At 66.1% G+C, this 21,583-nt stretch carries 27 protein-coding genes; 18 read left to right on the forward strand and 9 right to left on the reverse strand.

What is annotated here, in order from left to right; genetic code table 11:
- Positions 1–27 precede the first annotated feature (27 nt).
- The 9 genes from catA to B7G54_RS15695 all read left to right on the forward strand — a co-directional run bounded on the left by catA (position 28) and on the right by B7G54_RS15695 (position 8,265).
- A complete protein-coding gene (catA, locus tag B7G54_RS15655) occupies positions 28–972 on the forward strand; it encodes a catechol 1,2-dioxygenase (RefSeq protein ID WP_085039871.1) in 945 nt (314 codons plus the stop codon).
- A 113-nt stretch (positions 973–1,085) separates the two neighbouring features.
- On the forward strand, positions 1,086–2,444 hold the full coding sequence (locus B7G54_RS15660; RefSeq protein ID WP_085039872.1) for a Rieske 2Fe-2S domain-containing protein: 1,359 nt from the start codon (positions 1,086–1,088) through the stop codon (positions 2,442–2,444).
- Positions 2,441–2,929 carry a benzoate 1,2-dioxygenase small subunit gene (gene benB, locus B7G54_RS15665; RefSeq protein WP_085039873.1) on the forward strand — a complete coding sequence of 163 codons (489 nt, stop codon included), beginning with the start codon at positions 2,441–2,443 and terminating at the stop codon, positions 2,927–2,929. Before B7G54_RS15660 ends, benB begins: the two co-directional genes overlap by 4 nt.
- Before the next feature lie 45 nt (positions 2,930–2,974).
- Complete coding sequence (benC, locus tag B7G54_RS15670; RefSeq protein ID WP_085039874.1) at positions 2,975–3,997, forward strand: benzoate 1,2-dioxygenase electron transfer component BenC; 1,023 nt, start codon at positions 2,975–2,977, stop codon at positions 3,995–3,997.
- A complete protein-coding gene (gene benD, locus B7G54_RS15675) occupies positions 3,994–4,770 on the forward strand; it encodes a benzoate diol dehydrogenase BenD (protein WP_085039875.1) in 777 nt (258 codons plus the stop codon). Before benC ends, benD begins: the two co-directional genes overlap by 4 nt.
- 89 nt (positions 4,771–4,859) lie before the next feature.
- Positions 4,860–5,258: a RidA family protein gene (locus B7G54_RS15680; RefSeq protein WP_085040079.1), complete on the forward strand. Its 399-nt coding sequence runs from the start codon at positions 4,860–4,862 to the stop codon at positions 5,256–5,258.
- A 231-nt stretch (positions 5,259–5,489) separates the two neighbouring features.
- Positions 5,490–6,302, forward strand: coding sequence for a creatininase family protein (locus B7G54_RS15685; RefSeq protein WP_085039876.1), 813 nt, complete (start codon positions 5,490–5,492; stop codon positions 6,300–6,302).
- A 61-nt stretch (positions 6,303–6,363) separates the two neighbouring features.
- Positions 6,364–7,542, forward strand: a complete 1,179-nt coding sequence (locus tag B7G54_RS15690) for a YncE family protein (protein WP_085039877.1) — start codon at positions 6,364–6,366, stop codon at positions 7,540–7,542.
- A 240-nt stretch (positions 7,543–7,782) separates the two neighbouring features.
- The gene (locus B7G54_RS15695; RefSeq protein WP_085039878.1) at positions 7,783–8,265 is read left to right on the forward strand and encodes a DUF1641 domain-containing protein; all 483 of its coding nucleotides are present in this window, start codon (positions 7,783–7,785) and stop codon (positions 8,263–8,265) included.
- Between the two features lie 159 nt (positions 8,266–8,424).
- Here the strand turns inward: B7G54_RS15695 and B7G54_RS15700 are convergent, their stop codons facing one another.
- A complete protein-coding gene (locus tag B7G54_RS15700) occupies positions 8,425–9,135 on the reverse strand; it encodes a response regulator (RefSeq protein ID WP_085039879.1) in 711 nt (236 codons plus the stop codon).
- Positions 9,136–9,773: 638 nt separating this feature from the next.
- Between B7G54_RS15700 and B7G54_RS15705 the strand changes: the two genes are divergently transcribed.
- Together B7G54_RS15705 and B7G54_RS15710 are read left to right on the forward strand one after the other, a co-directional pair.
- Positions 9,774–10,106 (forward strand): hypothetical protein, encoded by a 333-nt coding sequence (locus B7G54_RS15705; protein ID WP_175130468.1) that lies wholly within the window; start codon positions 9,774–9,776, stop codon positions 10,104–10,106.
- A gap of 85 nt (positions 10,107–10,191) precedes the next feature.
- Positions 10,192–10,413, forward strand: coding sequence for a hypothetical protein (locus tag B7G54_RS15710; RefSeq protein WP_085039880.1), 222 nt, complete (start codon positions 10,192–10,194; stop codon positions 10,411–10,413).
- Positions 10,414–10,480: 67 nt separating this feature from the next.
- On the opposite strand, the gene B7G54_RS15715 is transcribed toward B7G54_RS15710, so the two are convergent.
- Entirely contained in the window at positions 10,481–11,020 is a 540-nt protein-coding gene (locus B7G54_RS15715; RefSeq protein ID WP_085040080.1) for a GNAT family N-acetyltransferase, read from the reverse strand.
- 363 nt (positions 11,021–11,383) lie between these two features.
- On the opposite strand from B7G54_RS15715, the gene B7G54_RS39660 reads away from it, so the two are divergent.
- A complete protein-coding gene (locus B7G54_RS39660; protein WP_244289351.1) occupies positions 11,384–11,809 on the forward strand; it encodes a cupin domain-containing protein in 426 nt (141 codons plus the stop codon).
- Between the two features lie 82 nt (positions 11,810–11,891).
- On the opposite strand, the gene B7G54_RS15725 is transcribed toward B7G54_RS39660, so the two are convergent.
- Both B7G54_RS15725 and B7G54_RS15730 read right to left on the reverse strand, forming a co-directional pair.
- The gene (locus tag B7G54_RS15725; RefSeq protein ID WP_021158205.1) at positions 11,892–12,113 is read right to left on the reverse strand and encodes a hypothetical protein; all 222 of its coding nucleotides are present in this window, start codon (positions 12,111–12,113) and stop codon (positions 11,892–11,894) included.
- 63 nt (positions 12,114–12,176) lie between these two features.
- Positions 12,177–12,440 (reverse strand): HPr family phosphocarrier protein, encoded by a 264-nt coding sequence (locus B7G54_RS15730; RefSeq protein WP_175130467.1) that lies wholly within the window; start codon positions 12,438–12,440, stop codon positions 12,177–12,179.
- Between the two features lie 362 nt (positions 12,441–12,802).
- Between B7G54_RS15730 and B7G54_RS15735 the strand changes: the two genes are divergently transcribed.
- Together B7G54_RS15735 and B7G54_RS15740 are read left to right on the forward strand one after the other, a co-directional pair.
- Positions 12,803–13,147, forward strand: a complete 345-nt coding sequence (locus B7G54_RS15735) for a zinc ribbon domain-containing protein YjdM (RefSeq protein ID WP_031401187.1) — start codon at positions 12,803–12,805, stop codon at positions 13,145–13,147.
- 43 nt (positions 13,148–13,190) lie between these two features.
- A complete protein-coding gene (locus B7G54_RS15740; RefSeq protein WP_085039882.1) occupies positions 13,191–14,027 on the forward strand; it encodes a class I SAM-dependent methyltransferase in 837 nt (278 codons plus the stop codon).
- Positions 14,028–14,093: 66 nt separating this feature from the next.
- Here the strand turns inward: B7G54_RS15740 and B7G54_RS15745 are convergent, their stop codons facing one another.
- Positions 14,094–14,279, reverse strand: coding sequence for a ribbon-helix-helix protein, CopG family (locus B7G54_RS15745; protein WP_021158209.1), 186 nt, complete (start codon positions 14,277–14,279; stop codon positions 14,094–14,096).
- Between the two features lie 87 nt (positions 14,280–14,366).
- Positions 14,367–15,125: a YoaK family protein gene (locus tag B7G54_RS15750; RefSeq protein ID WP_085039883.1), complete on the reverse strand. Its 759-nt coding sequence runs from the start codon at positions 15,123–15,125 to the stop codon at positions 14,367–14,369.
- A 251-nt stretch (positions 15,126–15,376) separates the two neighbouring features.
- Here B7G54_RS15750 and B7G54_RS15755 point away from each other — a divergent pair, with 251 nt between their 5' ends.
- Complete coding sequence (locus B7G54_RS15755) at positions 15,377–15,727, forward strand: hypothetical protein (protein WP_085040082.1); 351 nt, start codon at positions 15,377–15,379, stop codon at positions 15,725–15,727.
- A complete protein-coding gene (locus B7G54_RS15760; RefSeq protein ID WP_006489184.1) occupies positions 15,724–15,936 on the forward strand; it encodes a twin transmembrane helix small protein in 213 nt (70 codons plus the stop codon). Before B7G54_RS15755 ends, B7G54_RS15760 begins: the two co-directional genes overlap by 4 nt.
- A 194-nt stretch (positions 15,937–16,130) precedes the next feature.
- Here the strand turns inward: B7G54_RS15760 and B7G54_RS15765 are convergent, their stop codons facing one another.
- Positions 16,131–17,051, reverse strand: coding sequence for an AraC family transcriptional regulator (locus B7G54_RS15765; RefSeq protein WP_085039884.1), 921 nt, complete (start codon positions 17,049–17,051; stop codon positions 16,131–16,133).
- 139 nt (positions 17,052–17,190) lie between these two features.
- Between B7G54_RS15765 and B7G54_RS15770 the strand changes: the two genes are divergently transcribed.
- A complete protein-coding gene (locus tag B7G54_RS15770) occupies positions 17,191–18,156 on the forward strand; it encodes an SDR family NAD(P)-dependent oxidoreductase (RefSeq protein WP_085039885.1) in 966 nt (321 codons plus the stop codon).
- 81 nt (positions 18,157–18,237) lie between these two features.
- Here the strand turns inward: B7G54_RS15770 and B7G54_RS15775 are convergent, their stop codons facing one another.
- Positions 18,238–19,542: a HipA domain-containing protein gene (locus B7G54_RS15775; RefSeq protein ID WP_085039886.1), complete on the reverse strand. Its 1,305-nt coding sequence runs from the start codon at positions 19,540–19,542 to the stop codon at positions 18,238–18,240.
- The gene (locus tag B7G54_RS15780; RefSeq protein WP_085039887.1) at positions 19,532–19,816 is read right to left on the reverse strand and encodes a helix-turn-helix domain-containing protein; all 285 of its coding nucleotides are present in this window, start codon (positions 19,814–19,816) and stop codon (positions 19,532–19,534) included. The genes B7G54_RS15775 and B7G54_RS15780 overlap by 11 nt, the downstream gene beginning before the upstream one ends.
- 532 nt (positions 19,817–20,348) lie before the next feature.
- On the opposite strand from B7G54_RS15780, the gene B7G54_RS15785 reads away from it, so the two are divergent.
- Positions 20,349–21,566 carry an acyl-CoA dehydrogenase family protein gene (locus B7G54_RS15785; protein ID WP_085039888.1) on the forward strand — a complete coding sequence of 406 codons (1,218 nt, stop codon included), beginning with the start codon at positions 20,349–20,351 and terminating at the stop codon, positions 21,564–21,566.
- The last annotated feature ends 17 nt before the right edge of the window (positions 21,567–21,583 follow it).

The following is a 21,583-nucleotide window of genomic DNA, read 5'->3' on the forward strand; positions in this document are numbered from 1 at the left end:
CCCCCCAATACACGTGGAGACACCATCATGAGCGTCAAAGTTTTCGATACCCGGGAAGTGCAGGATCTGCTGAAGGCCGCGTCGAACGCGGGCGCGAACGGCACGAAGGGCGGCAACGCGCGTACGCAGCAGGTCGTGCTGCGGCTGCTCGGCGACCTGTTCAAGGCGATCGACGATCTCGACATCACGCCCGACGAAGTGTGGGCCGGCGTCAACTACCTGAACAAGCTCGGCCAAGACGGCGAAGCGGCGCTGCTCGCGGCCGGCCTCGGCCTCGAGAAGTATCTCGACATCCGGATGGATGCCGCGGACAAGGCGGTCGGCCTCGACGGCGGCACGCCGCGCACGATCGAAGGGCCGCTGTATGTGGCCGGCGCACCGGTGCGCGACGGCGTGTCGAAGATCGACCTCGACCCGGACGACGGCGCGGGCCCGCTCGTGATCCACGGTACGGTGACGGGCCTCGACGGCAAGCCGGTCGCGGGCGCGCTGGTCGAATGCTGGCACGCGAACTCGCACGGCTTCTATTCGCACTTCGACCCGACCGGCAAGCAGAGCGATTTCAACCTGCGCGGCGCGGTGAAGACGGGCGCCGACGGCAAGTACGAATTCCGCACGCTGATGCCGGTCGGCTACGGCTGCCCGCCGCAGGGCGCGACGCAGCAGTTGCTGAACGGCCTCGGCCGCCACGGCAACCGCCCGGCGCACGTGCACTTCTTCGTGACCGGCGACGGCCACCGCAAGCTGACGACGCAGTTCAACATCGACGGCGACCCGCTGATCTGGGACGACTTCGCGTATGCGACGCGCGAGGAGCTGATTCCGCCCGTCACCGCGAAGACCGGCGGCGCCGCGCTCGGGCTGAAGGCCGATGCGTACCAGGACATCGAGTTCAACTTCGTCCTGACGCCGCGCGTCGAGGGCAAGGACAACCAGATCGTCGAACGCCTGCGCGCTTCCGCCACGGCATAACCGCCCGCCGGCGCGGCGCGGATGCGCCGCCGCCGGCCGGGTTTCCGCGAGATTCAACCGATACCGATGCGAGCGTGCTTGCAGGACGCGGCACGCGCATGGGAGGAGCCAACATGTCCGCCACGATCGACCAAGCCAACGACCTGGATCACCTGCTCGCCACCGCCGTGCAGGACGACAGGGAGGCCGGCGTATTCCGCTGCCGCCGCGACATCTTCACGAACGCCGAGCTGTACGAGCTCGAGATGAAGCACATCTTCGAGCGCAACTGGGTATACCTGGCGCACGAAAGCCAGATCCCGAACAACAACGATTACTACACGACGTGGATCGGCCGCCAGCCGATCGTGATCACGCGCGACAAGACCGGCGAGCTGCATGCGGTGATCAATGCCTGCGCACACAAGGGCGCGATGCTGTGCCGCCGCAAGCACGGCAACAAGGGCAGCTTCACGTGCCCGTTCCACGGCTGGACCTTCTCGAACACCGGCAAGCTGCTGAAGGTGAAGGACGAGAAGACGACCGAGTATCCGGTGCAGTTCAACACGCACGGCTCGCACGACCTGAAGAAGGTCGCGCGTTTCCAGAGCTATCGCGGCTTCCTGTTCGGCAGCCTCAGCGCCGACGTGCTGCCGCTCGAGGACTACCTCGGCGAGGCGCGCGTGATCATCGACCAGATCGTCGACCAGGCGCCGAACGGGCTCGAAGTGCTGCGCGGCAACTCGTCCTACATCTACGAAGGCAACTGGAAGATGCAGATGGAGAACGGCTGCGACGGCTACCACGTCAGCACCGTGCACTGGAACTACGCGGCGACCATGGGCCGCCGCAAGGAGGACGGCACCAAGGCCGTCGACGCGAACAGCTGGAGCAAGTCAGTCGCGGGCGTGTACGGCTTCGACAACGGCCACATCCTGCTGTGGACGCAGACGATGAACCCGGAAGTGCGGCCGGTGTACCAGCACCGTGACGAGATCAAGGCGCGCGTCGGCAACGTGCAGGCCGACTTCATCGTCAACCAGACGCGCAACCTGTGCGTGTACCCGAACGTGTTCCTGATGGACCAGTTCAGCACGCAGATCCGCGTGGTGCGGCCGCTCGGCGTCGACAAGACGGAAGTCACGATCTTCTGCTTCGCGCCGAAGAGCGAAAGCGAGGCCGATCGCACGGTGCGGATCCGCCAGTACGAGGACTTCTTCAACGTGACGGGCATGGGCACGGCCGACGATCTCGAAGAGTTTCGCGCATGCCAGGCCGGCTATGCGGGCATCACGGCGATGTGGAACGACCTGTCGCGCGGCGCGCCGCTGTGGGTCGACGGGCCCGACGAGAACGCAAAGAAGATGGGGCTGAACCCGCGCATTTCCGGCGAGCGCAGCGAGGACGAAGGGCTGTTCGTGTGCCAGCACGAACACTGGGTGCAGGTGATGCGCGATGCGCTGAAGAAGGAACGCGGGGAGGTGGCAGCATGAGCTTCGATCACCGGAACATTTGCGCGGCGCTGTATCGCGAAGCGCGCCTGCTCGACGATCGCCAGTGGGACGAGTGGCTGACCTGCTACACGGAGGACGTCACGTACTGGATGCCCGCGTGGGATGACGACGACCGGCCAACCGACGATCCGCAAAGCCAGATCTCGCTGATGTACTACGCGGATCGCGGCGGCCTCGAGGATCGCGTGTTCCGGATCAAGACCGAGCGCAGCGGCGCATCGACACCCGAGCCGCGCACCAGCCACAACGTGACGAACGTCGAGGTGCTGGCCGAACGCGACGACGAGGTGGACGTGCGCTACAACTTTCACACGCTGAACCACCGCTACCGCGTGACCGATCACTTCTTCGGCACGATGTTCGTCACGTTGCGCCGGGCGGGCGATGAACTGCTGATCTCGTACAAGAAGATCGTGCTGAAGAACGACTATATCCGGCAGGTGCTCGACGTGTACCACGTCTGACGCCCGTTGTTCCGTCATGAAAGGAAAGGAAGTGGAGGCGACGCCATGTCCAGCTACAAGATTGCACTGAATTTCGAGGACGGGGTAACCCGCTTCATCGACTGCAAGGCCGGCGAGAAGGTTCTCGACGCGGCCTTCCGCGCGAAGATCAACCTGCCGATGGATTGCTCCGACGGCGTGTGCGGCACCTGCAAGTGCCGCGCCGAAAGCGGCAATTACGACCTCGGCGACGACTACATCGACGACGCGCTCACCGAAGACGAAAAGGACGGCGGCCTCGTGCTGACCTGCCAGATGGTGCCGCAAAGCGATTGCGTGATCGCGGTGCCGACGTCGTCGGTCGCGTGCAAGACCGGTCACAGCGCGTTTGCCGCGACCGTGACGCGGGTCGCGCCGCACAACGACGCGGCGATCGTGCTCGAACTCGACGTCAGCGCGGCCGCGCCGGTGTTCCTGCCGGGCCAGTACGTGAACATCGGCGTGCCGGGCAGCGGCCAGCACCGGTCGTACTCGTTCTCGTCCGCGCCGGGCGATACGAAGGTCGGATTCCTGATCAAGAAGATTCCCGGCGGCGTGATGAGCACGTGGCTCGAATCGGCGCAGCCCGGCGACACGCTGGAACTGCACGGGCCGCTCGGCAGCTTCTACCTGCGCGACGTGCAGCGGCCGCTGCTGTTCCTCGCGGGCGGCACCGGGCTTGCGCCGTTCCTGTCGATGCTCGAGGTGCTGGCGCGCAGCCGCTCGCAGCAGAAGGTGCACCTGATCTACGGCGTGACGCGCGATCTCGACCTCGTGCTGGTCGAAGCGATCGAAGCCTACGCGGCGAAGCTGCCGAACTTCAGCTTTGCGACGGTCGTCGCGGACGCTGCGTCGAGCCATGCGCGCAAGGGCTGGGTCACGCAGCACATCCCGGCCGATGCGCTGAACGACGGCGACGTGGACGTCTACCTGTGCGGGCCGCCGCCGATGGTCGACGCGGTGCGCAAGTACTTCGACGACGAGGGCGTGAAGCCGAACAGCTTCCACTACGAGAAGTTCACCCCCAACGTCACGGCAAAGGCGGCATGACCATGCAACGATTCTCTGGCAAGGTCATCGTTGTCACGGGCGCCGCACAGGGCATCGGCCGCGGCGTCGCGCTGCGCGCGGCGGCCGAAGGCGGCAGGGTACTGTTCGTCGATCGCGCGGATTTCGTCGCCGAAGTCGCCGCCGAAGCGACCGGTTGCGAGACGGCCGGATTCGTCGCCGATCTCGAAACGTACGACGGTGCGCACGCGGCGATCGCGCACGCGGTGCAGACGTTCGGCGGCATCGACATCCTGATCAACGGCGTCGGCGGTGCGATTCGCATGCGCCCGTTCGCCGAATTCGAGCCGGCGCAGATCGATGCGGAAATCCGCCGCTCGCTGATGCCGACGCTCTATACCTGTCACGCGGTGCTGCCGCACCTGCTCGCACGCGGCGGCGGCACGATCGTCAACATCTCGTCGAACGCGACGCGCGGTATCCGCCGCGTGCCGTATTCGGCGGCGAAAGGTGGCGTCAATGCGCTGACGGCAGCGCTTGCGATGGAATACGCGGAGCACAACATCCGTGTCGTAGCCACCGCGCCGGGCGGCACCAGCGCGCCGCCGCGCCGCGTGCCGCGCAATGCAGCCGGCGACAGCGAACAGGAACAGGCATGGATGGGCGAGGCCGTGCGCCAGGTCACGGAATCGACGTTCTTCAAACGCTACGGCAGCCTCGACGAACAGATCGCGCCGATCCTGTTCCTCGCGTCCGACGACGCGAGCTACATCACCGGCACGGTGCTGCCGGTCGCGGGCGGCGATACGGGTTGAGCGGCGCGTCGTGACGTCGCTTGCAAGTGTTCAACGTGTTCATCGACAACCAACCGGCCGGCGCGACGACGCCGGCCACGGAGCCCCCCATGCGTGATCGCAAAGCCATCGTTCCGGCGGGAATGGAAGCCGTGTACGAGAAGATCGGCTACGCGCCCGGCCTGAAGGTCGGCGATACGCTGTACGTATCCGGCCAGATCGGCCGCGATGCGGCGATGCAGCTCGTCGAAGGCCGTGAAGCACAGATCGTGCAGGCGTTCGAGAATTTGAAGCAGGTGCTGGAGGCCGCCGGCGCATCGTTCGACGACGTGGTCGACCTGACGACCTTCCATACCGACATGCGCGACCTGCCGTTGTTCATGCAGGTGCGCGACCGCTACCTCGCCGCGCACCCGAAGCCGGCGTGGACGGCCGTCGGTGCGCACATGCTGGGCGGCGCGCCCGGCTATATCGTCGAGATCAAGGCGGTGGCCGTGTTGCCGGCTTGATTCGCGTTGACGAGAGGCCGGCGCGAGGAGCCGCAGTCCATGCATCGAACCGGCTTGTCGCGTGCTTGAAACGAGCGAGAGCCTTCGCGATACACCGCGCCATCCTGACGAATGGCTTTCTCGCGACCGTTGGCGTGAATCGTTGCGCCGCGGTCAGCGACAAGTCGGGCGAGTTCGTTTATGGTGCGAGGGAACGCAGCGTCGTTTCTTTCCTTCCGTCGAGAATCCGCGATGAAATGCCTGCCACGCGCCATCTTCGCCGCCCTCGCTTTCACCGTCGCGCAAGCCGCGCTCGCCCAGGTGCCGGGAACGGTGCAGCTCGAAGACATGACCTGGACCGAACTGCGCGACAGCATCCGGGCCGGCAAGACCACCATCCTGATTCCGATCGGCGCGACCGAGCAAAGCGGGCCGTACGTCGCGCTTGGCAAGCACAACGCGCGGGTCAGGGTGCTGTCCGAGCGGATCGCAGAAGGCCTCGGCAACGCGATCGTCGCGCCCGTCATCGCCTATGTGCCCGAAGGGGGCTATGCGCCGCCGACGTCGCACATGCGCTTTCCAGGCACGATCACCGTGCCCGACGACGTCTTCGAAAAAACCCTCGAGTCCGCAGCCAACAGCTTCCGGGTTCATGGCTTCACGAACATCGTGTTTCTCGGCGACCACGGCGGCTACCAGAATGACATCAGGCAGTCCGTCGCCCGGCTCAACAAGTCGTGGGCCGGCACGGGAGCACGCGCGTTCGTGCCGGCCGAGTATTACGGCACCAGTTCCGACGGCTATGACCAGATCCTGCGAGAGCACGGCGTGCCGGCCGCGGATATCGGCACGCATGCAGGGCTTGCCGATACGTCGCTGCTGCTGGCGGTCGCGCCGCGCATGGTCAGGGCCGACGAGCTGCACCATGCCGCGAAGCCCGGTGCCGTCGACGGCGTCTACGGCGGCGATCCGCGTCATGCGAGCGTCGAACTCGGCCGGCTCGGCACCGACGCAATCGTGTCGCGCACCGTCGATGCGATCAGAAAGGACATCGCCGGCCGCTGACGCAGCCGGGCCGTTACGCCACCTTTGCCGTCGTGCCATTCGATCGAACAGGGACATCGTCATGCCGTCGCGCTTTCGCCGTCACATCCGCTTCCCCCGTCCCGCGATCGTCATCGCGGCAGCGCTGGCCGGCTTCGGTGCCCACGGGGCGATCGCGGCGTCCGCCGTCGCGGCCGTACCCGGCATGCCGCCCGTCATCAACCCCGACAACCTGTACGGCGAGGCGCGGGTGGGCCGCATGAGCGCGGCGGTATCGGGCGCGTTGCCGCGCATCTATGTGCCGAACCTGAGATCGAACGACGTCTATGTGATCGACCCGGCCACGTACAAGGTCGTCGACAGGTTCGCCGTCGGCCGCAGTCCGCAGCACGTCGTGCCGGCATGGGACCTGCAGACGCTGTGGGTCGCGAACAATGCGGAAGGGCGGACCAACGGCAGCCTGACGCCGATCGATCCGAAGACGGGCAAGCCCGGCCAGGAAGTGAGCGTCGACGATCCGTACAACATGTATTTCACGCCCGACGGCAAGGACGCGATCGTGGTGGCCGAGGCACATGCGCGGCTCGACTTCCGCGACCCGAAAACGATGGCGCCGAAATCGAGCCTCGATGTGCCGCAATGCAAGGGCATCAACCATGCCGACTTTTCGATCGACGGCCGGTATGCGCTCTTCACGTGCGAATTCGGCGGCAAGCTCGCGAAGATCGATCTGGTGAATCGCAAGGTGGTCGGCTACCTCGAACTCGACCGGAAGGGGATGCCGCAGGACATCCGCGTGTCGCCGGACGGCAAGGTGTTCTATGTCGCCGACATGATGGCAGACGGCGTATACGTCATCGATGGCGACCGCTTCACGAAGATCGGCTTCATCCCGACCGGCGTCGGGACGCACGGGCTGTATCCGAGCCGCGACGGCACGAAGCTCTATATCGCGAATCGCGGCTCCCATCTCGTCCACGGGCCGCGCCACGGCAAGGGCAGCGTATCGGTGCTCGATTTCGCGACGCGCCAGGTGGTCGCGGCCTGGCCGATCCCCGGTGGCGGCAGCCCCGACATGGGCAACGTCAGCGCGGACGGCAAGACGCTGTGGCTGTCGGGCCGCTTCGATGACGTCGTCTATGCGATCGACACCACGAGCGGCGCGGTCCGGTCGATTCCCGTCGGCATGGAGCCGCACGGCCTGACGGTGTGGCCGCAGCCGGGGCGCTATTCGCTGGGCCATACGGGAAACATGCGGTAGGTCGGCGCCCGGCCAGCGCGCACCGGCACGGCCGCTCGACACGCGGGCCGCATGGCTCGCCGATGAACGCGCTGCCAGCAGCCGGCGCAGCGCAAATGGCGCGCGGTTCGAGCGCCAGCCCGGCCCGTTGCGGCGTACGGCGTCCGCTGTTGCCGGGCACTGTGTCAGACGAACGAGACGCAACCGGCGCGCGTGGCCGCCGTCGCAACGGCCACGTGGCGTCCCAACCGGAGAAAGCCGATGACCGAACGTCAATCCCCCGACACGACGCCTCCGCACGCGGAGCCCGGGGCGCACGACGCGCTCGAACACTTGCTCGGCAGCCTGCACCGACATGGATTCCTCCATTTGGCGAACGAGGTCGTCAGCGCGAACGCGCGGCTGGCCGACACGTTCGTCGATGCGTTCGACAAGCCCGGCATGCAAAGCGGCATGCAGAATCTCGCGGTGCTCCTGACGGCGCTGTCGCGCATTCCGCCCGAGCAGTTCGGCAAGGCCGTGTTCGCGGCCGCCGACGCACTGCACCACGTCGGCGCGTGGCAGCCGTCGCAGCACGAGCATGTCGCACCCGGCGTGCGCGGCGTCTATCGGCTGCTGCACGACGAAGCGCTGTGGGACGCGTTGACGCCATTGCTCGAAGGCTTGAAGGTGTTCGCGCAAGGGCTTGCGCGCGATCCGGAGGCACCCGTTTCCGTGCTCGGCGAGAAGACGAAGGGCACGTGACGGTGTCCGGTTGCATGCCGGCATCGGCATGCCCGACGCCGAACGGCGAAGGCTGCAGGGGCGGCGCACGCGCGATGGCCGGTAGGCGGCCGATCGACGCGTGTGGTCGTGTGCCACGACGGGTCGCACGCGATGCAGCGTGTCACCGCGCAGGCCGCATCATTCCCACGCGTGCTTGCTGAACTGATAGCCCTTGCAGCGGATCGTCTTGATGCGCTTCGGCTCCGTCAAGTCATCATGCAGCTTGCGGCGCAGCTTCGAGATGCGGCCGTCGATCGAGCGGTCGAAGCCGTCGAACTCGATGCCGCGCAGCAGCTGCGTCAGCTCTTCGCGGCTGACCACCTCGCCGGCGCGGCAGACAAGCGCCCACAGCAGGTCGAATTCGGTGGAAGTCAGGCGAGGCACGCTACCGTCGGGCAGGCGAACCTTGCGATCCGCCCGGTCGATCGAAAACTTGCCGAATTCGAACCGGTGAGGCGATGCCGGCGCGACGTCGGCCGGGCGCATGCGGATCCGTCGCAGGTGGGCCTTGATCCGCGCGAGCAGAATGCGCGGCTCGACCGGCTTGTGGAGAAAGTCGTCCGCGCCGAATTCCAGGCCGAGCAACTCGTCGAACGGTTCGTCGCGCGCCGTCATCATGATGACGATGCCGTCGTACTGCATGCGTGCCTCGCGGCAAATCTCGAAGCCGTCCTTGCCCGGCAAGTTGATGTCGAGGAGCACCAGGTCGTGGCGACACGCGACGATCGCGGACACGGCGTCGGTGCCGTCGAACAGCGTGTCCACCTCGTACTGATGCAGGCGCAGATAGTCTGCGATCAGCGCGGACAAATGGACGTCGTCTTCGACGAGCAGGATTCGGATGGGCATCGCTAAACAAGGGGTGAAACGGGAAGGTGGCGAACGCTCAGGCCCGGTCCGATCATGGGGCAGCCGAAGAGAGGCGAATGATACTGAGAAACATTTCGGTGGAATGTGGCGAAATCTGCATCGCTCGGTGAACCTGCGTGCCTCCAAGGCATCGCCGTCACGCAAAAATGCGAATGGGTGAAGGTACGGCGCCGTGTCGCCGTCGAACGACGCGATGGACGGGGGAACAGGTTCGGAACGATATCCGGCGCGCATCCGGCAGCGATACCCGGCGAGGCATCGTTCGGGCGAAAACGTTTGCGAAATGGTTGCGTGTGAGAACGTCCTGCTCGCTTGTCCGGGCAGAGCCCGGTAAAGATTGCTCGACATATCATTACAAAATATTACGAACCGGGTGGGGTGCGGTTCCTTACAATCGTGGCAGCTCAGTGGCGAGCATCACGCACATCGGATTCCGGTTGGTCGCCAGAGAGAATGCAACGGCGAAGGCGGTGACCGATGGCGTGCCGTTGCGCCCTTGGTTGCGTACCTTCGGCGAGCCAGGGCCGGTGCTCAACGCTTGCGGATCGATGCAGACGTCACCCGGGCCATCCAGGCGCAAACGTGCGGCCGGTACGATATTCTGATAGGAATGCGAAATGACGCCGCTTCAAATCATCCGGAGTCTCGATTCACTCACGAACGCGATCGAAGTCGCGGTCGCCCGCGCCGACTGGAGCGAGGCGGTCCGCGCCGCGGAAACACGGTCGATGTTCCTGATGACGCTCGAGCCCGATCAACCCGACGAGGTTCATGCGGCGATCGGGAGAATGCGGGAGACCGATATCCGGATCTCCATCGCCGCAAGGGAAACGCTGGAAGCCCTCGTCACCGAGGGCCGGAAGGCGTTGCACGAAACCCGGCTGGCCGCTCAGCCGCTGTCGCCCGGGGCGGATGCCATGGCTTCCCGATCCCCTTCGTGGCTCTCGTGAGTTTCATGGCCCCTCGCGACGCACATGCTCAATACACGGGCAGTCTTTGGAAGGGCCTGTCAGGTCTCAACGTTTTGGTGGCGGTATGCGATTTCGAAAACGCATCAGTTATGTCGATGCAACACGGTGGTTCGTTGATGGCGACCATGATCGGGTGGAAACCCGTGACGGCGCACGGGCGGTCGCCACGCCGGAAGGCTGGCGTCCGGTGAAGCCGGGTGACTGGATATTGCTCGATGAGCGTGGCAACTGTTGGCCGATGGACAACGGGCTCTTTTCCAGTCTTTATGAACCGGCGGTGGAGTGAGCAACGAGGACGCGCCGGCGCCGCAAGCTCATGCGGCCCGCCCGCGATTACCAGTACGCCATCGAGCCTACCGGCTCGCGCGCGAAAACAGCAATGAGTCGGCGTCGTTGAACCGGATCCGGACCGGCTCGCCATAGCCGGCTTTCTCCGCCACGCGGATCGACGCGACGTTGGTCGGCGCGATCACGCACACGCTGCGCTCGAACCGCTGCTGCCCGTCGAGCCATGCAAGCGCGGCCGCGAGCGCCTCGGTCGCGTAGCCCTTGCCGTGCGCCCACGTCGCCAGTGCCCAGCCGGCTTCGGGCACGCCGCGAATCGACGGCTCGATGAGCCGGTGGAAATCGGCGAAGCCGAGATCGCCGACATAGCGGCCCGACACCTTCTCGCGAATCGCCCAGTAGCCATAGCCGAGCAGCGGCCACAGCCCGCGATATGCGAGCATGCGCATCCACGAGTCGCGCGGCGCGGACGGCTCGCCGTTGAAGATGTGCTCGACGACGACCGGCTCGGCCCACATCGTGGCGAGCGCTTCGAAGTCGCCGAGCGGATGGCCTTCAAGGATGAGGCGCGGCGTGTCGAGAACAGGCGGGGAAGAGACAAGCGGCATCGTGGTTTCCGGAAAGAAGGGGCGCATGGGACGGCCAGGCCGTCAGCACGTCGATGCCGCGCTGGTTGGGTCCCGTTCACGCACCCGCGGGCAGATCGGGCGGCGATGTTTGTCGGCGATCGACGGCGTGCGATCGACGCCACGCGACGGCGGCACTCTGCGAGCGGGCATGTCCATTTCGGCAAGACCGGGAGCGGGAATGATAGCAAAACCCTTGCCGGGACTGGCGACGCGGCGGAAGAACACGAAGCGTGCGCGATTGCACCGGCTTCCCGCGCGATAATCGAAACTTCATGCGGTGTGCGCCGCACTTCCGATCCACCACTCGACATGACGCTCGAATCCGACTGGCTGAGCCGCTTCATGGCGCTCGTCACGGTCACCGGGAAGCTCGAAATCCGCTGCACGTTCGGCGCGCCGTGGGCGGTCACGTATGAACGATCGCCTGCGCGCGAGATCCCGTATCACGTGGTGCTGCGCGGGCGCGCGATCCTCGAGACCCGCGTCGGCGCTGACCAGCAGCTTGATCGTTTCGAGATCCTGCTTGCTCAGCGTGCCGCCGGCGAGCGCGCCTTCGGCGTTGAGCACGGCCGCGAGCGCGTGCGGCGCGAGATGGCCGACGGCGGCGAACAGGTTGGGGACGGTGCCGCCGGCGACCTTGCGGATTTGTGCGTACACGTCGGCGGTTGCGCCGGTGGCGGTTTCGATGGCGGGGATGGCGATGCGGCTCATGACTGGCTCCTTGACCGGAAAGTTGACGCCCGTTCGTTCGGGGTGACGCCACTTTAGAAGCGCAGAGCGATCCTCATAAGGCGCAAAATCGCCAATCTGATGCTCAAAAGGATCAAGCCGTATCGCTGCCGCTGGCGGCCTACTTCCGGCTTTTCAGGAAGGTCCGCCCTTCGGCCGTGATCGACGCGCCCGAGCGGCCGTGTGCGGAATGGCTGACGAAGCCCGCGCTGACGAGCTCCCGCGCGATCGACCAGCCGAGCGCGGGCGCATCGCGCCCGTAGCGGACGTCGGCGAGGCGTTCGAGCGCCCAGATGGCGGAGGCCGACAGGTTCGGGGTGTTGGACGTGAAGTTGTCGCTCATCGCTTCCTCGCGAAAAGGGGATTCGGGGTGGGCGGGATGCCGTGACCTCGGGTGGCGCTCGGGTCAGCGCGCCTGCAGCACGGGCAGCAGCGCCTGCAGTGCCGCCGCCTCGTCAGGGCCGGTGGCCAGTACCTGCGCAGACGTGCCGCCTTGTACCTGCAACGCCGCGACGGCGGCGCTGTCCTTCGCGTTGCTGCTGATCCCGTTCGCGATCAGCAGGATGTCGCTTTCGAAGCCGCACGCCGCGTCGACGGCGGCTTCTCGTGCGGCGCCGCCGCGGTTGCGGTTCCACGCGGGGCCGATTTCAACGTACACAACGGTTGCCACGATGTCGGAAAGCCTCTGGACGGGAACGTCGGAATCGGTGTGCGGCGCCGGGCCGGCAGTGCGCCAGGCACGCGTGAGCGCGCTTTCCCGCACGACTCAGGGAAGCCGGCAGCGCAGCCGGGGGATGCGATCCTGCTTGGATGTGCCGGCATTCTCGGCGAAACAGGCTGCAAGTCCGGCGAACGGCGTGAAAGCGACGATTATAATACAGCGGTCAAGATATGTGTATTGCATTATAATGTCGTGTGCGCCGATGGCGGCCTGCCGATCCGTCGGCGCGTGCCGCCAGGCCGGCCGGGCGATGCTGCCAGCGCGCCCGGCATTTTTATCGACGATCCCACTTCTCCTGAATGGAAGCTGCAATGAACGCCGCCCCCGCCTGCCCGCAATGCGCGATGGAAAACACTTACCCGGACGGCACGCTGACCGTATGCGCGGACTGCGGCCATGAATGGTCGGCCGGCGCCGGCGCCGAAGCGGGCGACGAACCGGCGGGCGACGTCGTCAAGGACGCGAACGGCAACGTGCTGTCGGATGGCGACTCGGTCGTGCTGATCAAGGACTTGCGCGTGAAGGGCTCATCGATCACGCTGAAGATGGGCACCAAGGTCAAGAGCATCCGGCTCGTCGGCGGCGATCACGAGGTCGATTGCAAGACCGACATGGGTGGCTTCATGCTGAAGGCCTGCTACCTGAAGAAAGTCTGAGCATACGCGCGCCAATCGACCGATCGCAATCGACTGCCCGCTCATGGCCGAGGATCGAATTTCCTACGACGCGTTCGTCAGATTCCTGGCGACGCCGCTGAACGACGGCCGGCCTTTCGTGCTGGAGACGAAGCACGCGCTTTCGCTGCACTTCGACCATCTCGGCACGCAGAGCTTCATGTCGCTCCGGGATCCCGGCCGGCTCGAGCTCGGCTATACGCGCGTGATGATGGCCTTTCTGCTGCTGCAGCCCGAGCCTGCACACATCTGCATGCTCGGGCTCGGCGGCGGTTCGCTGGCGAAGTACTGCTACCGGCACCTGCCCGGCACGGCGATCGACGCGGTCGAGATCAACCCGGACGTGATCGCGCTGCGAGACGTATTCAGGATTCCTGCCGATGACGGCCGGTTCACGGTGGTGTGCGCCGACGGCGCGGATCACCTGGAACGGGCGGATGTCAGGACGGACGTGATCCTGCACGACGCGTTCGTCGCCGACGGCATGCGGGGCCGGTGTACGGGCGCCGGATTCCTCGCTGCATGCCGCGCGCGCCTGAGCGATACCGGCGTACTGGCGATCAACTTCATGGACGACGATCCGGCGCTGCCGCGGCATCTCGAGCAGTTGCGATCGGTGTTCGGCGCGTCGTATACGCTGGTACCGTGCGGCGACGACAACAACTTCATCGCGTTCGCGTGGAAGGGCGGCAACCGGCTGCCGTCGCTGCGTATCCTGCTCGAGCGCGCACTTGCGTGCGCACGGGCCGGCGAGCTCAAGCTGGCGGCCACGGCGAGGCGCATGAAGGCAGGGGAGAATGTCGACCCGCAGCGGCTGGTGCTGCGGGCGCAGCCGCACGGGCGATGGGAAATCGGCGTGTAACCCGCATGCGGGCGGCACGTAGACGGCACGCAAGCGGCGCCGCCGGTGCGGCCTGTCCGGCCGCGCCTACTTCACGCGCTTGCCGAGCGCGCTCTTGGTCTTGTACGTCACGCCGTGGCGGTCGAGATACTCGCGGATCAGTTGCCGCACGACTTGCGAAGGCGTGAGATCCTGCTCGGCGCAGAGCATCTCGAAGGCTTCCTTCTTCGCGGGGTCGATCAGGACGGTCAGGCGGGCTGTTTTCGTTTCCATTGTGCGGCGAGGGTGGTCAGTATGTTAATCAAATTATAATCGATCCGCCTTCGGCCCCACGGCCGAAAACGCTGCCCTGGTACGCGCTCAGCGCCTGCTGCGGAGCAGTGCGAGGAGGTCGTCGATCACCGGCACGATCGCGAGCGTGACGAGCACCGCGGCAAGCGGCACGGTCGATACGTACCCGACATGCTTGAAGCCGATCGCACCGGCCAGGCCGCCGATGAAGAACGACGTGAGCATCGTCGCGTGAATCCGCAGTTTCGAGCGGTTGGCGACGACTGCATGCGCGTCGACGTCGGCCGCCGACCGGTTCCAGTAGAACAGCTTGCCGAGCTCGATGCCGAGGTCGGTCACGATGCCGGTCATGTGCGTCGTGCGGATCTCCGCGCCCGACAGCTTCGTGATCGTCGCGTTCTGCAGCCCCATGATGAAGCACAGCAGCGTCACGGTCACCGGCACGAAGAAGGTTTCCCACAGCGCGAGGTGGCTGCCGAGCAGCCCGAACAGGAGCAGCAGCGCGGCCTCGACCAGCAGCGGCAGCACGAACTGGCTGTGCAGGCCGCGGCGGCGGCCCCAGTTGACGAGGATTGCCGAGCAGCTGGCGCCGATCAGGAACGACCCCAGCGAGCTGATGCCGGCCAGCGCGAGCCGTACGTCGCCGAGCGCCGTCTGGTCGGCGATCGCCGATACGATACCGCTCATGTGCGACGTGTATTGCTTGACCGCGAGGAAGCCGCCTGCATTGGCCGCGCCGGCGACGAACGCCAGCGAGAACCCGAGATGACGGTTTGCGGTCTCGCTGCGGTGTTTTCCCGTCAGGTTTCGAAAGTACTTCGCTGGCATAGGGGCTTCGCTCAATCGCCGCGGATCGCGGGCACGGACGTGAAGACCGGCGCCGGACGGCAGGGCGGGCACGCCCCCTGCGCGCAGGCACCGGGTCTCTCGAATCATGTGATTAACATGATAATATCATTATCATACTCTGTTGGCGGCATGGGGCTTTCAGTACAATGTCATGCGGCGCGGCCCGACTGCTGCTTCGCTGCCGCATGGCCGCGCCGCCCGCATTCGCGATCACTTCTGCCCACCGCTTCATGACCCCGATCAAGTTCATTCTTCGCTACACGGCGATCCCGTTCACGGCCATCGTGGCCGTGGTGATCTGGACTGTCATACCATCGTCGAAAGAGATCGATGCGAGACAATATGCGGCGCTGTCGCGCGCGTACGCGAGTTTCCCGCTGCCGTTCCGGCGCGAGATCTCCGAAACGATGGACCACGGCCGGATCAACGACCGGCGCTACCAGGCGCTCGTGCGCGATTCGCTGGGCAATGGCGTCACGCTGGACTGGCCGGCGTCAGGCGTCGGCGAGCTCGCCGACGAGCGGCAAAAACTGGCCGAACTGATTCAGGCCGATTCCGATCTTCAAGGGCATCACCAATGAAAACTCTGCTGGTTTCCGTGGCATTCGCGATGATCATCGCGAGCCTGATCTTCGCGCTGTATTTCATGAATCACGATCGCGGCAAGTCCAAGCGGATGGCATGGTCGCTCGCGGCACGCGTCGGGCTGTCGGTCACGCTGTTCCTGTCGCTGCTGATCGCTTACAAGCTGGGCTGGATCGAGCCGACGGGGCTGCCGATCGGGCGCTGAACGACGGACGCCCCGTTACATGCGGGGCGTTCGCGCAAATGCGGGTTTGGATCTAAAATCGAGCTATTGTGATAAGAAAACTTATCCTGATGGTGCTGATTCGAGTGAATATCATCGGGGGATGGCCGCATCGCTTGCGTGACTGAAACGGGTTTGGAGCGCCGGCAGAAGCGGTGGCGCTTCGGGTGATGACGCTAGCCGCCCGACTCGCTCGCGACGTCGTGGCGATAGGCACGGGGAGAGCAACCCACGATGCGCTTGAATGCATGCCCGAACGCGCTATCCGAGTCGTAGCCGAGCATCTGTGCGATCGCCGATATCGATGCGTTCGAGCGTCGCAATTCCCGCATCGCGAGCTGCACGCGCCAGCGCAGTACGTACTCGAGCGGCCCGAATCCCAGCCGTCGCTTGAAATGCAGTGCGAACGTCGAACGCGATACGTGGCAGCAGGTCGCGAGTTCGTCGACTGTCCAGCGTCGTGCGGGCTCCGCATGAATGGCCACGAGTGCCGTGCTCACCCGGGAATCCGCGAACCCGGCGAGCCATCCGACATCGCTGTTCGCGCCGGCGTCCACATAGCGCCGCAGGATCTCGACCAGCATCATGTGCCCGAGATGTCGAACCATCAACGACGCCCCCGGCGATGGCTTGCCGAATTCATGCGCGAGCCGCTGCAGCGCCCAGCGCAACACCGCCGCCTGCTCGGAGTCGCCGCTCACGACCACCACGGGCGGCAGGCTGCCGAGCAGCAGCGGCATGCCTTCCTCGTACGAGAAGCGGCCACCGATCAGAAAGCAGTTCGCCGGTTCGCCATAGTGCGCGATACCGCGCTCCACGTTCCGGTACACGTCGGCGGCCGGCACCGGCGTGACCGACGGATCGCTCGCCAGCGAAAATGCCCGCGGCGATGCGAGCAGGAAGCAGTCTCCCGTGCGCAGCCGGATCGGCGGTCCCGCGCCGTCGACAGTCAGCCAGCAACTTCCTTCGACAACCGCATTGAACTTGATTCCGTCGGGCGGGGGAATGGCAACCGCCCACTGGCCGCCTGCTCTCAGGCCGGTGAAATACGAGTCGCGCGTTTCCAGCAGCGACAGCACTTCCGATAGGGGATCCACGCTCAAGCTCCGGACGATCTCGACGAAAAGTCGGATTCTATTGCATTCACGGTCCGGGGGCGTCGCCGGAGAATGACCTCGTGCAGTGACGCGGCCGGCGGGCGGGCGCGTGCTTCACGCAACGTTCCAGGAGCCTTCAATGACGAGCAGGCAACACCCCCTTCATTCCGGATTCGGCGCCGCATCGACGGCAAGCGACGTACTGGCCGATCTTGACCTTCGCGGCAAGACCGCCATCGTCACGGGCGGCCATTCGGGTCTCGGGCTGGAAACGACGCGCGCGCTGGCGCAGGCCGGTGCGACCGTCGTCGTCGGCGCACGGAGCGCCGATGCCGCGCGCGACGCAACGCGCGGCATCCGCGGTGTGGAGATTGCTGAGCTCGACCTCGCCGATCTCGCGAGCGTGGCCGCATTCGCGGCGCGGTTCGTCGATGCGCGGCGCGACGTGGATATCGTCATCAACAGCGCGGGCATCATGGCGTGCCCCGAGACGCGCGTCGGCGAGGGACGGGAAGCGCAGATGGCAGTCAATCATCTCGGCCATTACGCGCTCGTCAACGGGCTGTGGCCCGTGCTCGCGCAGGGCGGCGGCGCCCGCGTGGTCTCGGTGTCGTCGCTCGGGCACCGGCTGTCGCCGATTCGCTGGGATGACGTCCAGTTCACACACGGCTACGACAAATGGCTGGCGTACGGGCAGTCGAAGACCGCCAACGCGTTGTTCGCGGTGCAGCTCGACGCGCTTGGCGCGCCGTTCGGCGTGCGCGCCTATTCGCTGCATCCGGGCAAGATCGCGACGCCGCTGCAGCGTCATCTGACACGCGAAGAGATGATGGCGCAGGGCTGGGTGGACGCGCACGGCGTGCCGGTCGATCCGACCTTCAAGACGCCTGCCCAGGGCGCGGCCACCCAGGTATGGGCGGCAACGTCGCCGCGCGTTGCCGGGATCGGCGGTGTCTATTGCGAGGATTGCGACGTCGCGGTTCTCACGCAGGGAAACGAGGAATCGGGCGTGCGGCCGCATGCGATCGATCCGGAAGAGGCGGCGCGTTTGTGGGCGTGGTCCGCGGAGCTGACCGGAATCGATGCCTTTGCGGCGCGCCGCTGACGCCCGAGCGCGCACGGCGGAAGGTACGGGCGCCGGCGGAGAGCGGGCCATGCGGCCGGCGCGAGATTCGCGTGCGGCCGCTTATCCGCGGGGCGGGCGAAGCGCCCGGCTCATCTCCGCGATCGGCATCGCGGCAATCGAGTTCAGCAGGCGGATTTCGCCGGCGTCAGGGCGCGCGAGCTCGCGCACTTCATCGAGCGTCTGCGCGACGCTGCGATCGAGCGGTTCGAGAAAGCGCAAAAGCTCGTTTTCGGCTGCCTTCTCCCGGAGCCCGAGCGCGGTGCCGAACGTGACCAGCGCACCCGTGTCGATGTCGGCGAAGCGCGTCGCCGCACCGAGCGGCATCGTCAGTTCGCAGTGCGGCCAATGATCGCCGCGATGATCGGGCCGGTGCGTGGGCGTGTGATAGACGACCGTGCTGACGATGTCGTAGAACGGCGCGAGCCGGTAGCCGCGCGCGTCGACGAAGAACGACAGGTTTTTCAGGTGCGCGTCGCCATTGCCCACCACCACGTTGAAGATCGTCCAGCGGAACACCGACAGGCGCGCCAGCGCGCGCGTGCTGGTCTGCCCGATCGCGCGGCCGAGTTCTTCCGCGTTCGCGCGCTGGTACTTGAAGCCGCGATCGTAGTTCAGCAGCTGCATCGCATCGATCGTATGCAGTCGCTCGGCCGGCTCTGCCGCGGTATCGCGGTCGAAACGGTCGATCACGTAGCACGCGGACGGCGCGCGCAGGAAGTGCACGTCGGGAACATCGAGGCCCATCCGCTTCGCGAGCTTCATGCAGAAGAACTCGTTGATCGCCGAATGCGGGTAGCCGGCGGCGCGCATGTCCGGCTTCAGCAGATGCATCGACGGTTCGCTGCCGACCGGTTCGAACAGCGTGTAGTCCGGCGCGTCGCCGCGCAGGATCAGCAGCAGTTTCTGCTGCGCGCCGGCCGCCGACATGCGCTTGGGCGCGGTCGCCGTCAGCGCGCGCTCGGGCATCGCCTGGATGCGGCGTTCGAGTTCGTCGAGCGGGAGCGGTTGCATGCTGCCTGCCGCTTCCCGTTCGCCTTCTGCCAGGAGCGTGAGCGCGCCGGCCGATTCGCGCCCGAAGTAGGCCAGCAGGCCCCAGGCGTCGGCGGCGTCGACCCTGGCCTCGCGCGCGAGCGACGTCCGCATCCCTTCTTCGGGCAGCAGGTTGTCGAAGAACCACTGCACCGGGCGATCGGTCGAGGTGTCGGTGAAGGTGTCGGCGCGCAGCGGGAAAGCCGGCGAGAGCGGGTACGCGCGTGGCGATGCCAGCCACTGTGCGTCGTACGTGAATGACCAGACGCCTTTGTCGTCGGCCAGCGCGCCCATGCGCAGCCCGTTCGCGGACGCGATCAGCGTTCTATTCGCCATGGCGGCTCCTGCGGCGTTGCGCCGCCTTCAGCACGTTTTCCGCCGAAATTTCGATGGACGATTGCGCGAGCAGGCTGATGCCCAGTTCGCCGAGCAGCAGCAGGATCTTGCCGACTTGCGCGGTGGGTTTCCCGGCTTCCACCTGGCTGATGAATTTCGGCGACAGCCCCGTGGCATTCGCGAGTTCGTCCCGCGTGAACCCCTGCTGGAGCCGTGCCGCGCGAATGAGGTTGGCGAGTGCGCCGATCGTGCTGACAGGCAGGATCTCCTGCATGACGTCCTCCGTGCTTCGTATCTGATCGGGAACAGTATTGCACAACTCGCCGGCGCAGGCATTGATTCGTTTCCGTACGGAAACGAATCGCTCGAATCGGCAACGGAATACCCGTTTCGTTCCCGATCGGGAACCGGGTGTGGCGAAACGACGATCAACGGCATGTTCGTATCCGGACGGATACGCGATGGGTCGACGCGCCCGATCGCATCGGTTCCCGCGCGTCGCCGGCCCATGCCGGAGCGGCAGCGTTCGGCCCGCAGGCCGTGCGATCCGGTTCGACCGGAATCCGGATGCACCGAGGGGCTCAGGTGTTCGACACGCTCGAACGCGTGACCGTGCGGCGCTGGGGTATCCAGCACTGACGTAACCGCACGCGATCAATCCCGGCGCGGGCATAACGAAAGCTGAAATCGGTTTTTCACGCGCGCCGGGTGCGTCCCTATACTTTGCGATGCTGCGCATGGGGCGGTTCGCAAATGCCGCGATCGCGCGACGCAGCCTCCGCTCAGCTCGAACAAGGACCTGCCGAATGACTGCCCGTGATGCCGTCGATCCGCGCGACGCGTTGCGCGACGCACTTGCCGCGCTGCCCGATCTCGCGAATGCGATCGGGCAGGATGCCGCGCAACGCGAGGCGCGTCGCGAACTGCCGTTCGAGGGTTTCGCGATCTTCCGTCGCTCGGCGCTGGGCGTGCTGCGAATTCCGGTAGCGCGCGGCGGCCTCGGCGGCACGCTGGTCGATCTGTTCGACACGATCGCAACGCTGGCCGCCGCCGATTCGAATCTCGCGCATGCGCTGCGGATCCACTACGACCAGACCGAGACGCTGCGGCTGTCGCCGCGCACGCCGTTCAACGACGTGCAGCTCGAACGCGCGCGGGCCGGCGCGATTTTCGGCGGCGCGTCGACCGAGCGCGGCACGTCGCGGCCCGGCGAGAACACCACCGTGCTGCGCCGCGACGGCGATCACTACCGCGTGACGGGCCGCAAATACTATTCGACCGGCACCGCGTTCGCCGATTTCGCGCGCATCAATGTGGAGAACGAGGCGGGCGACGCAGTCGCCGTGATCATTCCCGTCGCGCGCGACGGCGTGCAGGTGCTCGACGACTGGGACGGCATGGGCCAGCGCATGACCGCGAGCGGCAGCCTGCTGCTGGACAACGTGCAGGTATTCGCGGATGAAGTGGCCGCGCGCGACGGCTCGACGCTCGTCGGCCGCCATTGCGGCGCGCTGCGGCAGCTGCATCTCGTCGCGACGGGCGCGGGCATCGTGCGCAACGTGGTTGCCGATGCGCGCCGCTACGTGCTCACGCACGGCCGCCCGGTACTGCACAGCCCGGCGCCGACCGCGCACGACGATCATTTCATCCAGCAGGTCGTCGGCGAGCTGTCCGCGCACAGCCATGCAATCGATGCGCTCGTCCGTGAAAACGCGCGGGCGCTCGACCGTTCCGCCGACGCGATCGAAGCCGGCGATGCCGACGCGCATGCCCTTGTGCTCGACAGCGCACTTGCAACGGCACGCACGCAGCTCATCGTCAGCAAGCTTGCGCTGCATGCGGCGGAGCGGCTGTTCGAAGTCGGCGGGGCCTCCGCGACGGCGCGCGAACACAACTTCGACCGGCACTGGCGCAACCTGCGCACGATCTTCAGCCACAACCCGCTGCTGCACAAGGCGCGCGTGATCGGCGACTACGAGCTGAACGGTGTGACCACGCATCTGACTGAAGGCCGCGTGTTCTGATCCGGCCGCGCGCGGCC

This window comes from Burkholderia puraquae, from assembly GCF_002099195.1.
Lineage (GTDB): Bacteria > Pseudomonadota > Gammaproteobacteria > Burkholderiales > Burkholderiaceae > Burkholderia > Burkholderia puraquae.

Excerpts from the sequence above, each read along its gene's own strand:
- catA (WP_085039871.1), top strand. The coding sequence starts at position 28 with ATGAGCGTCAAAGTTTTCGATACCCGGGAAGTGCAGGATCTGCTGAAG.
- B7G54_RS15660 (WP_085039872.1), top strand. The coding sequence starts at position 1,086 with ATGTCCGCCACGATCGACCAAGCCAACGACCTGGATCACCTGCTCGCC.
- benB (WP_085039873.1), top strand. The coding sequence starts at position 2,441 with ATGAGCTTCGATCACCGGAACATTTGCGCGGCGCTGTATCGCGAAGCG.
- benC (WP_085039874.1), top strand. The coding sequence starts at position 2,975 with ATGTCCAGCTACAAGATTGCACTGAATTTCGAGGACGGGGTAACCCGC.
- benD (WP_085039875.1), top strand. The coding sequence starts at position 3,994 with ATGACCATGCAACGATTCTCTGGCAAGGTCATCGTTGTCACGGGCGCC.
- B7G54_RS15680 (WP_085040079.1), top strand. The coding sequence starts at position 4,860 with ATGCGTGATCGCAAAGCCATCGTTCCGGCGGGAATGGAAGCCGTGTAC.
- B7G54_RS15685 (WP_085039876.1), top strand. The coding sequence starts at position 5,490 with ATGAAATGCCTGCCACGCGCCATCTTCGCCGCCCTCGCTTTCACCGTC.
- B7G54_RS15690 (WP_085039877.1), top strand. The coding sequence starts at position 6,364 with ATGCCGTCGCGCTTTCGCCGTCACATCCGCTTCCCCCGTCCCGCGATC.
- B7G54_RS15695 (WP_085039878.1), top strand. The coding sequence starts at position 7,783 with ATGACCGAACGTCAATCCCCCGACACGACGCCTCCGCACGCGGAGCCC.
- B7G54_RS15700 (WP_085039879.1), bottom strand. The coding sequence starts at position 9,135 with ATGCCCATCCGAATCCTGCTCGTCGAAGACGACGTCCATTTGTCCGCG.
- B7G54_RS15705 (WP_175130468.1), top strand. The coding sequence starts at position 9,774 with ATGACGCCGCTTCAAATCATCCGGAGTCTCGATTCACTCACGAACGCG.
- B7G54_RS15710 (WP_085039880.1), top strand. The coding sequence starts at position 10,192 with ATGCGATTTCGAAAACGCATCAGTTATGTCGATGCAACACGGTGGTTC.
- B7G54_RS15715 (WP_085040080.1), bottom strand. The coding sequence starts at position 11,020 with ATGCCGCTTGTCTCTTCCCCGCCTGTTCTCGACACGCCGCGCCTCATC.
- B7G54_RS39660 (WP_244289351.1), top strand. The coding sequence starts at position 11,384 with ATGGCGCTCGTCACGGTCACCGGGAAGCTCGAAATCCGCTGCACGTTC.
- B7G54_RS15725 (WP_021158205.1), bottom strand. The coding sequence starts at position 12,113 with ATGAGCGACAACTTCACGTCCAACACCCCGAACCTGTCGGCCTCCGCC.
- B7G54_RS15735 (WP_031401187.1), top strand. The coding sequence starts at position 12,803 with ATGAACGCCGCCCCCGCCTGCCCGCAATGCGCGATGGAAAACACTTAC.
- B7G54_RS15740 (WP_085039882.1), top strand. The coding sequence starts at position 13,191 with ATGGCCGAGGATCGAATTTCCTACGACGCGTTCGTCAGATTCCTGGCG.
- B7G54_RS15745 (WP_021158209.1), bottom strand. The coding sequence starts at position 14,279 with ATGGAAACGAAAACAGCCCGCCTGACCGTCCTGATCGACCCCGCGAAG.
- B7G54_RS15750 (WP_085039883.1), bottom strand. The coding sequence starts at position 15,125 with ATGCCAGCGAAGTACTTTCGAAACCTGACGGGAAAACACCGCAGCGAG.
- B7G54_RS15755 (WP_085040082.1), top strand. The coding sequence starts at position 15,377 with ATGACCCCGATCAAGTTCATTCTTCGCTACACGGCGATCCCGTTCACG.
- B7G54_RS15760 (WP_006489184.1), top strand. The coding sequence starts at position 15,724 with ATGAAAACTCTGCTGGTTTCCGTGGCATTCGCGATGATCATCGCGAGC.
- B7G54_RS15770 (WP_085039885.1), top strand. The coding sequence starts at position 17,191 with ATGACGAGCAGGCAACACCCCCTTCATTCCGGATTCGGCGCCGCATCG.
- B7G54_RS15775 (WP_085039886.1), bottom strand. The coding sequence starts at position 19,542 with ATGGCGAATAGAACGCTGATCGCGTCCGCGAACGGGCTGCGCATGGGC.
- B7G54_RS15780 (WP_085039887.1), bottom strand. The coding sequence starts at position 19,816 with ATGCAGGAGATCCTGCCTGTCAGCACGATCGGCGCACTCGCCAACCTC.
- B7G54_RS15785 (WP_085039888.1), top strand. The coding sequence starts at position 20,349 with ATGACTGCCCGTGATGCCGTCGATCCGCGCGACGCGTTGCGCGACGCA.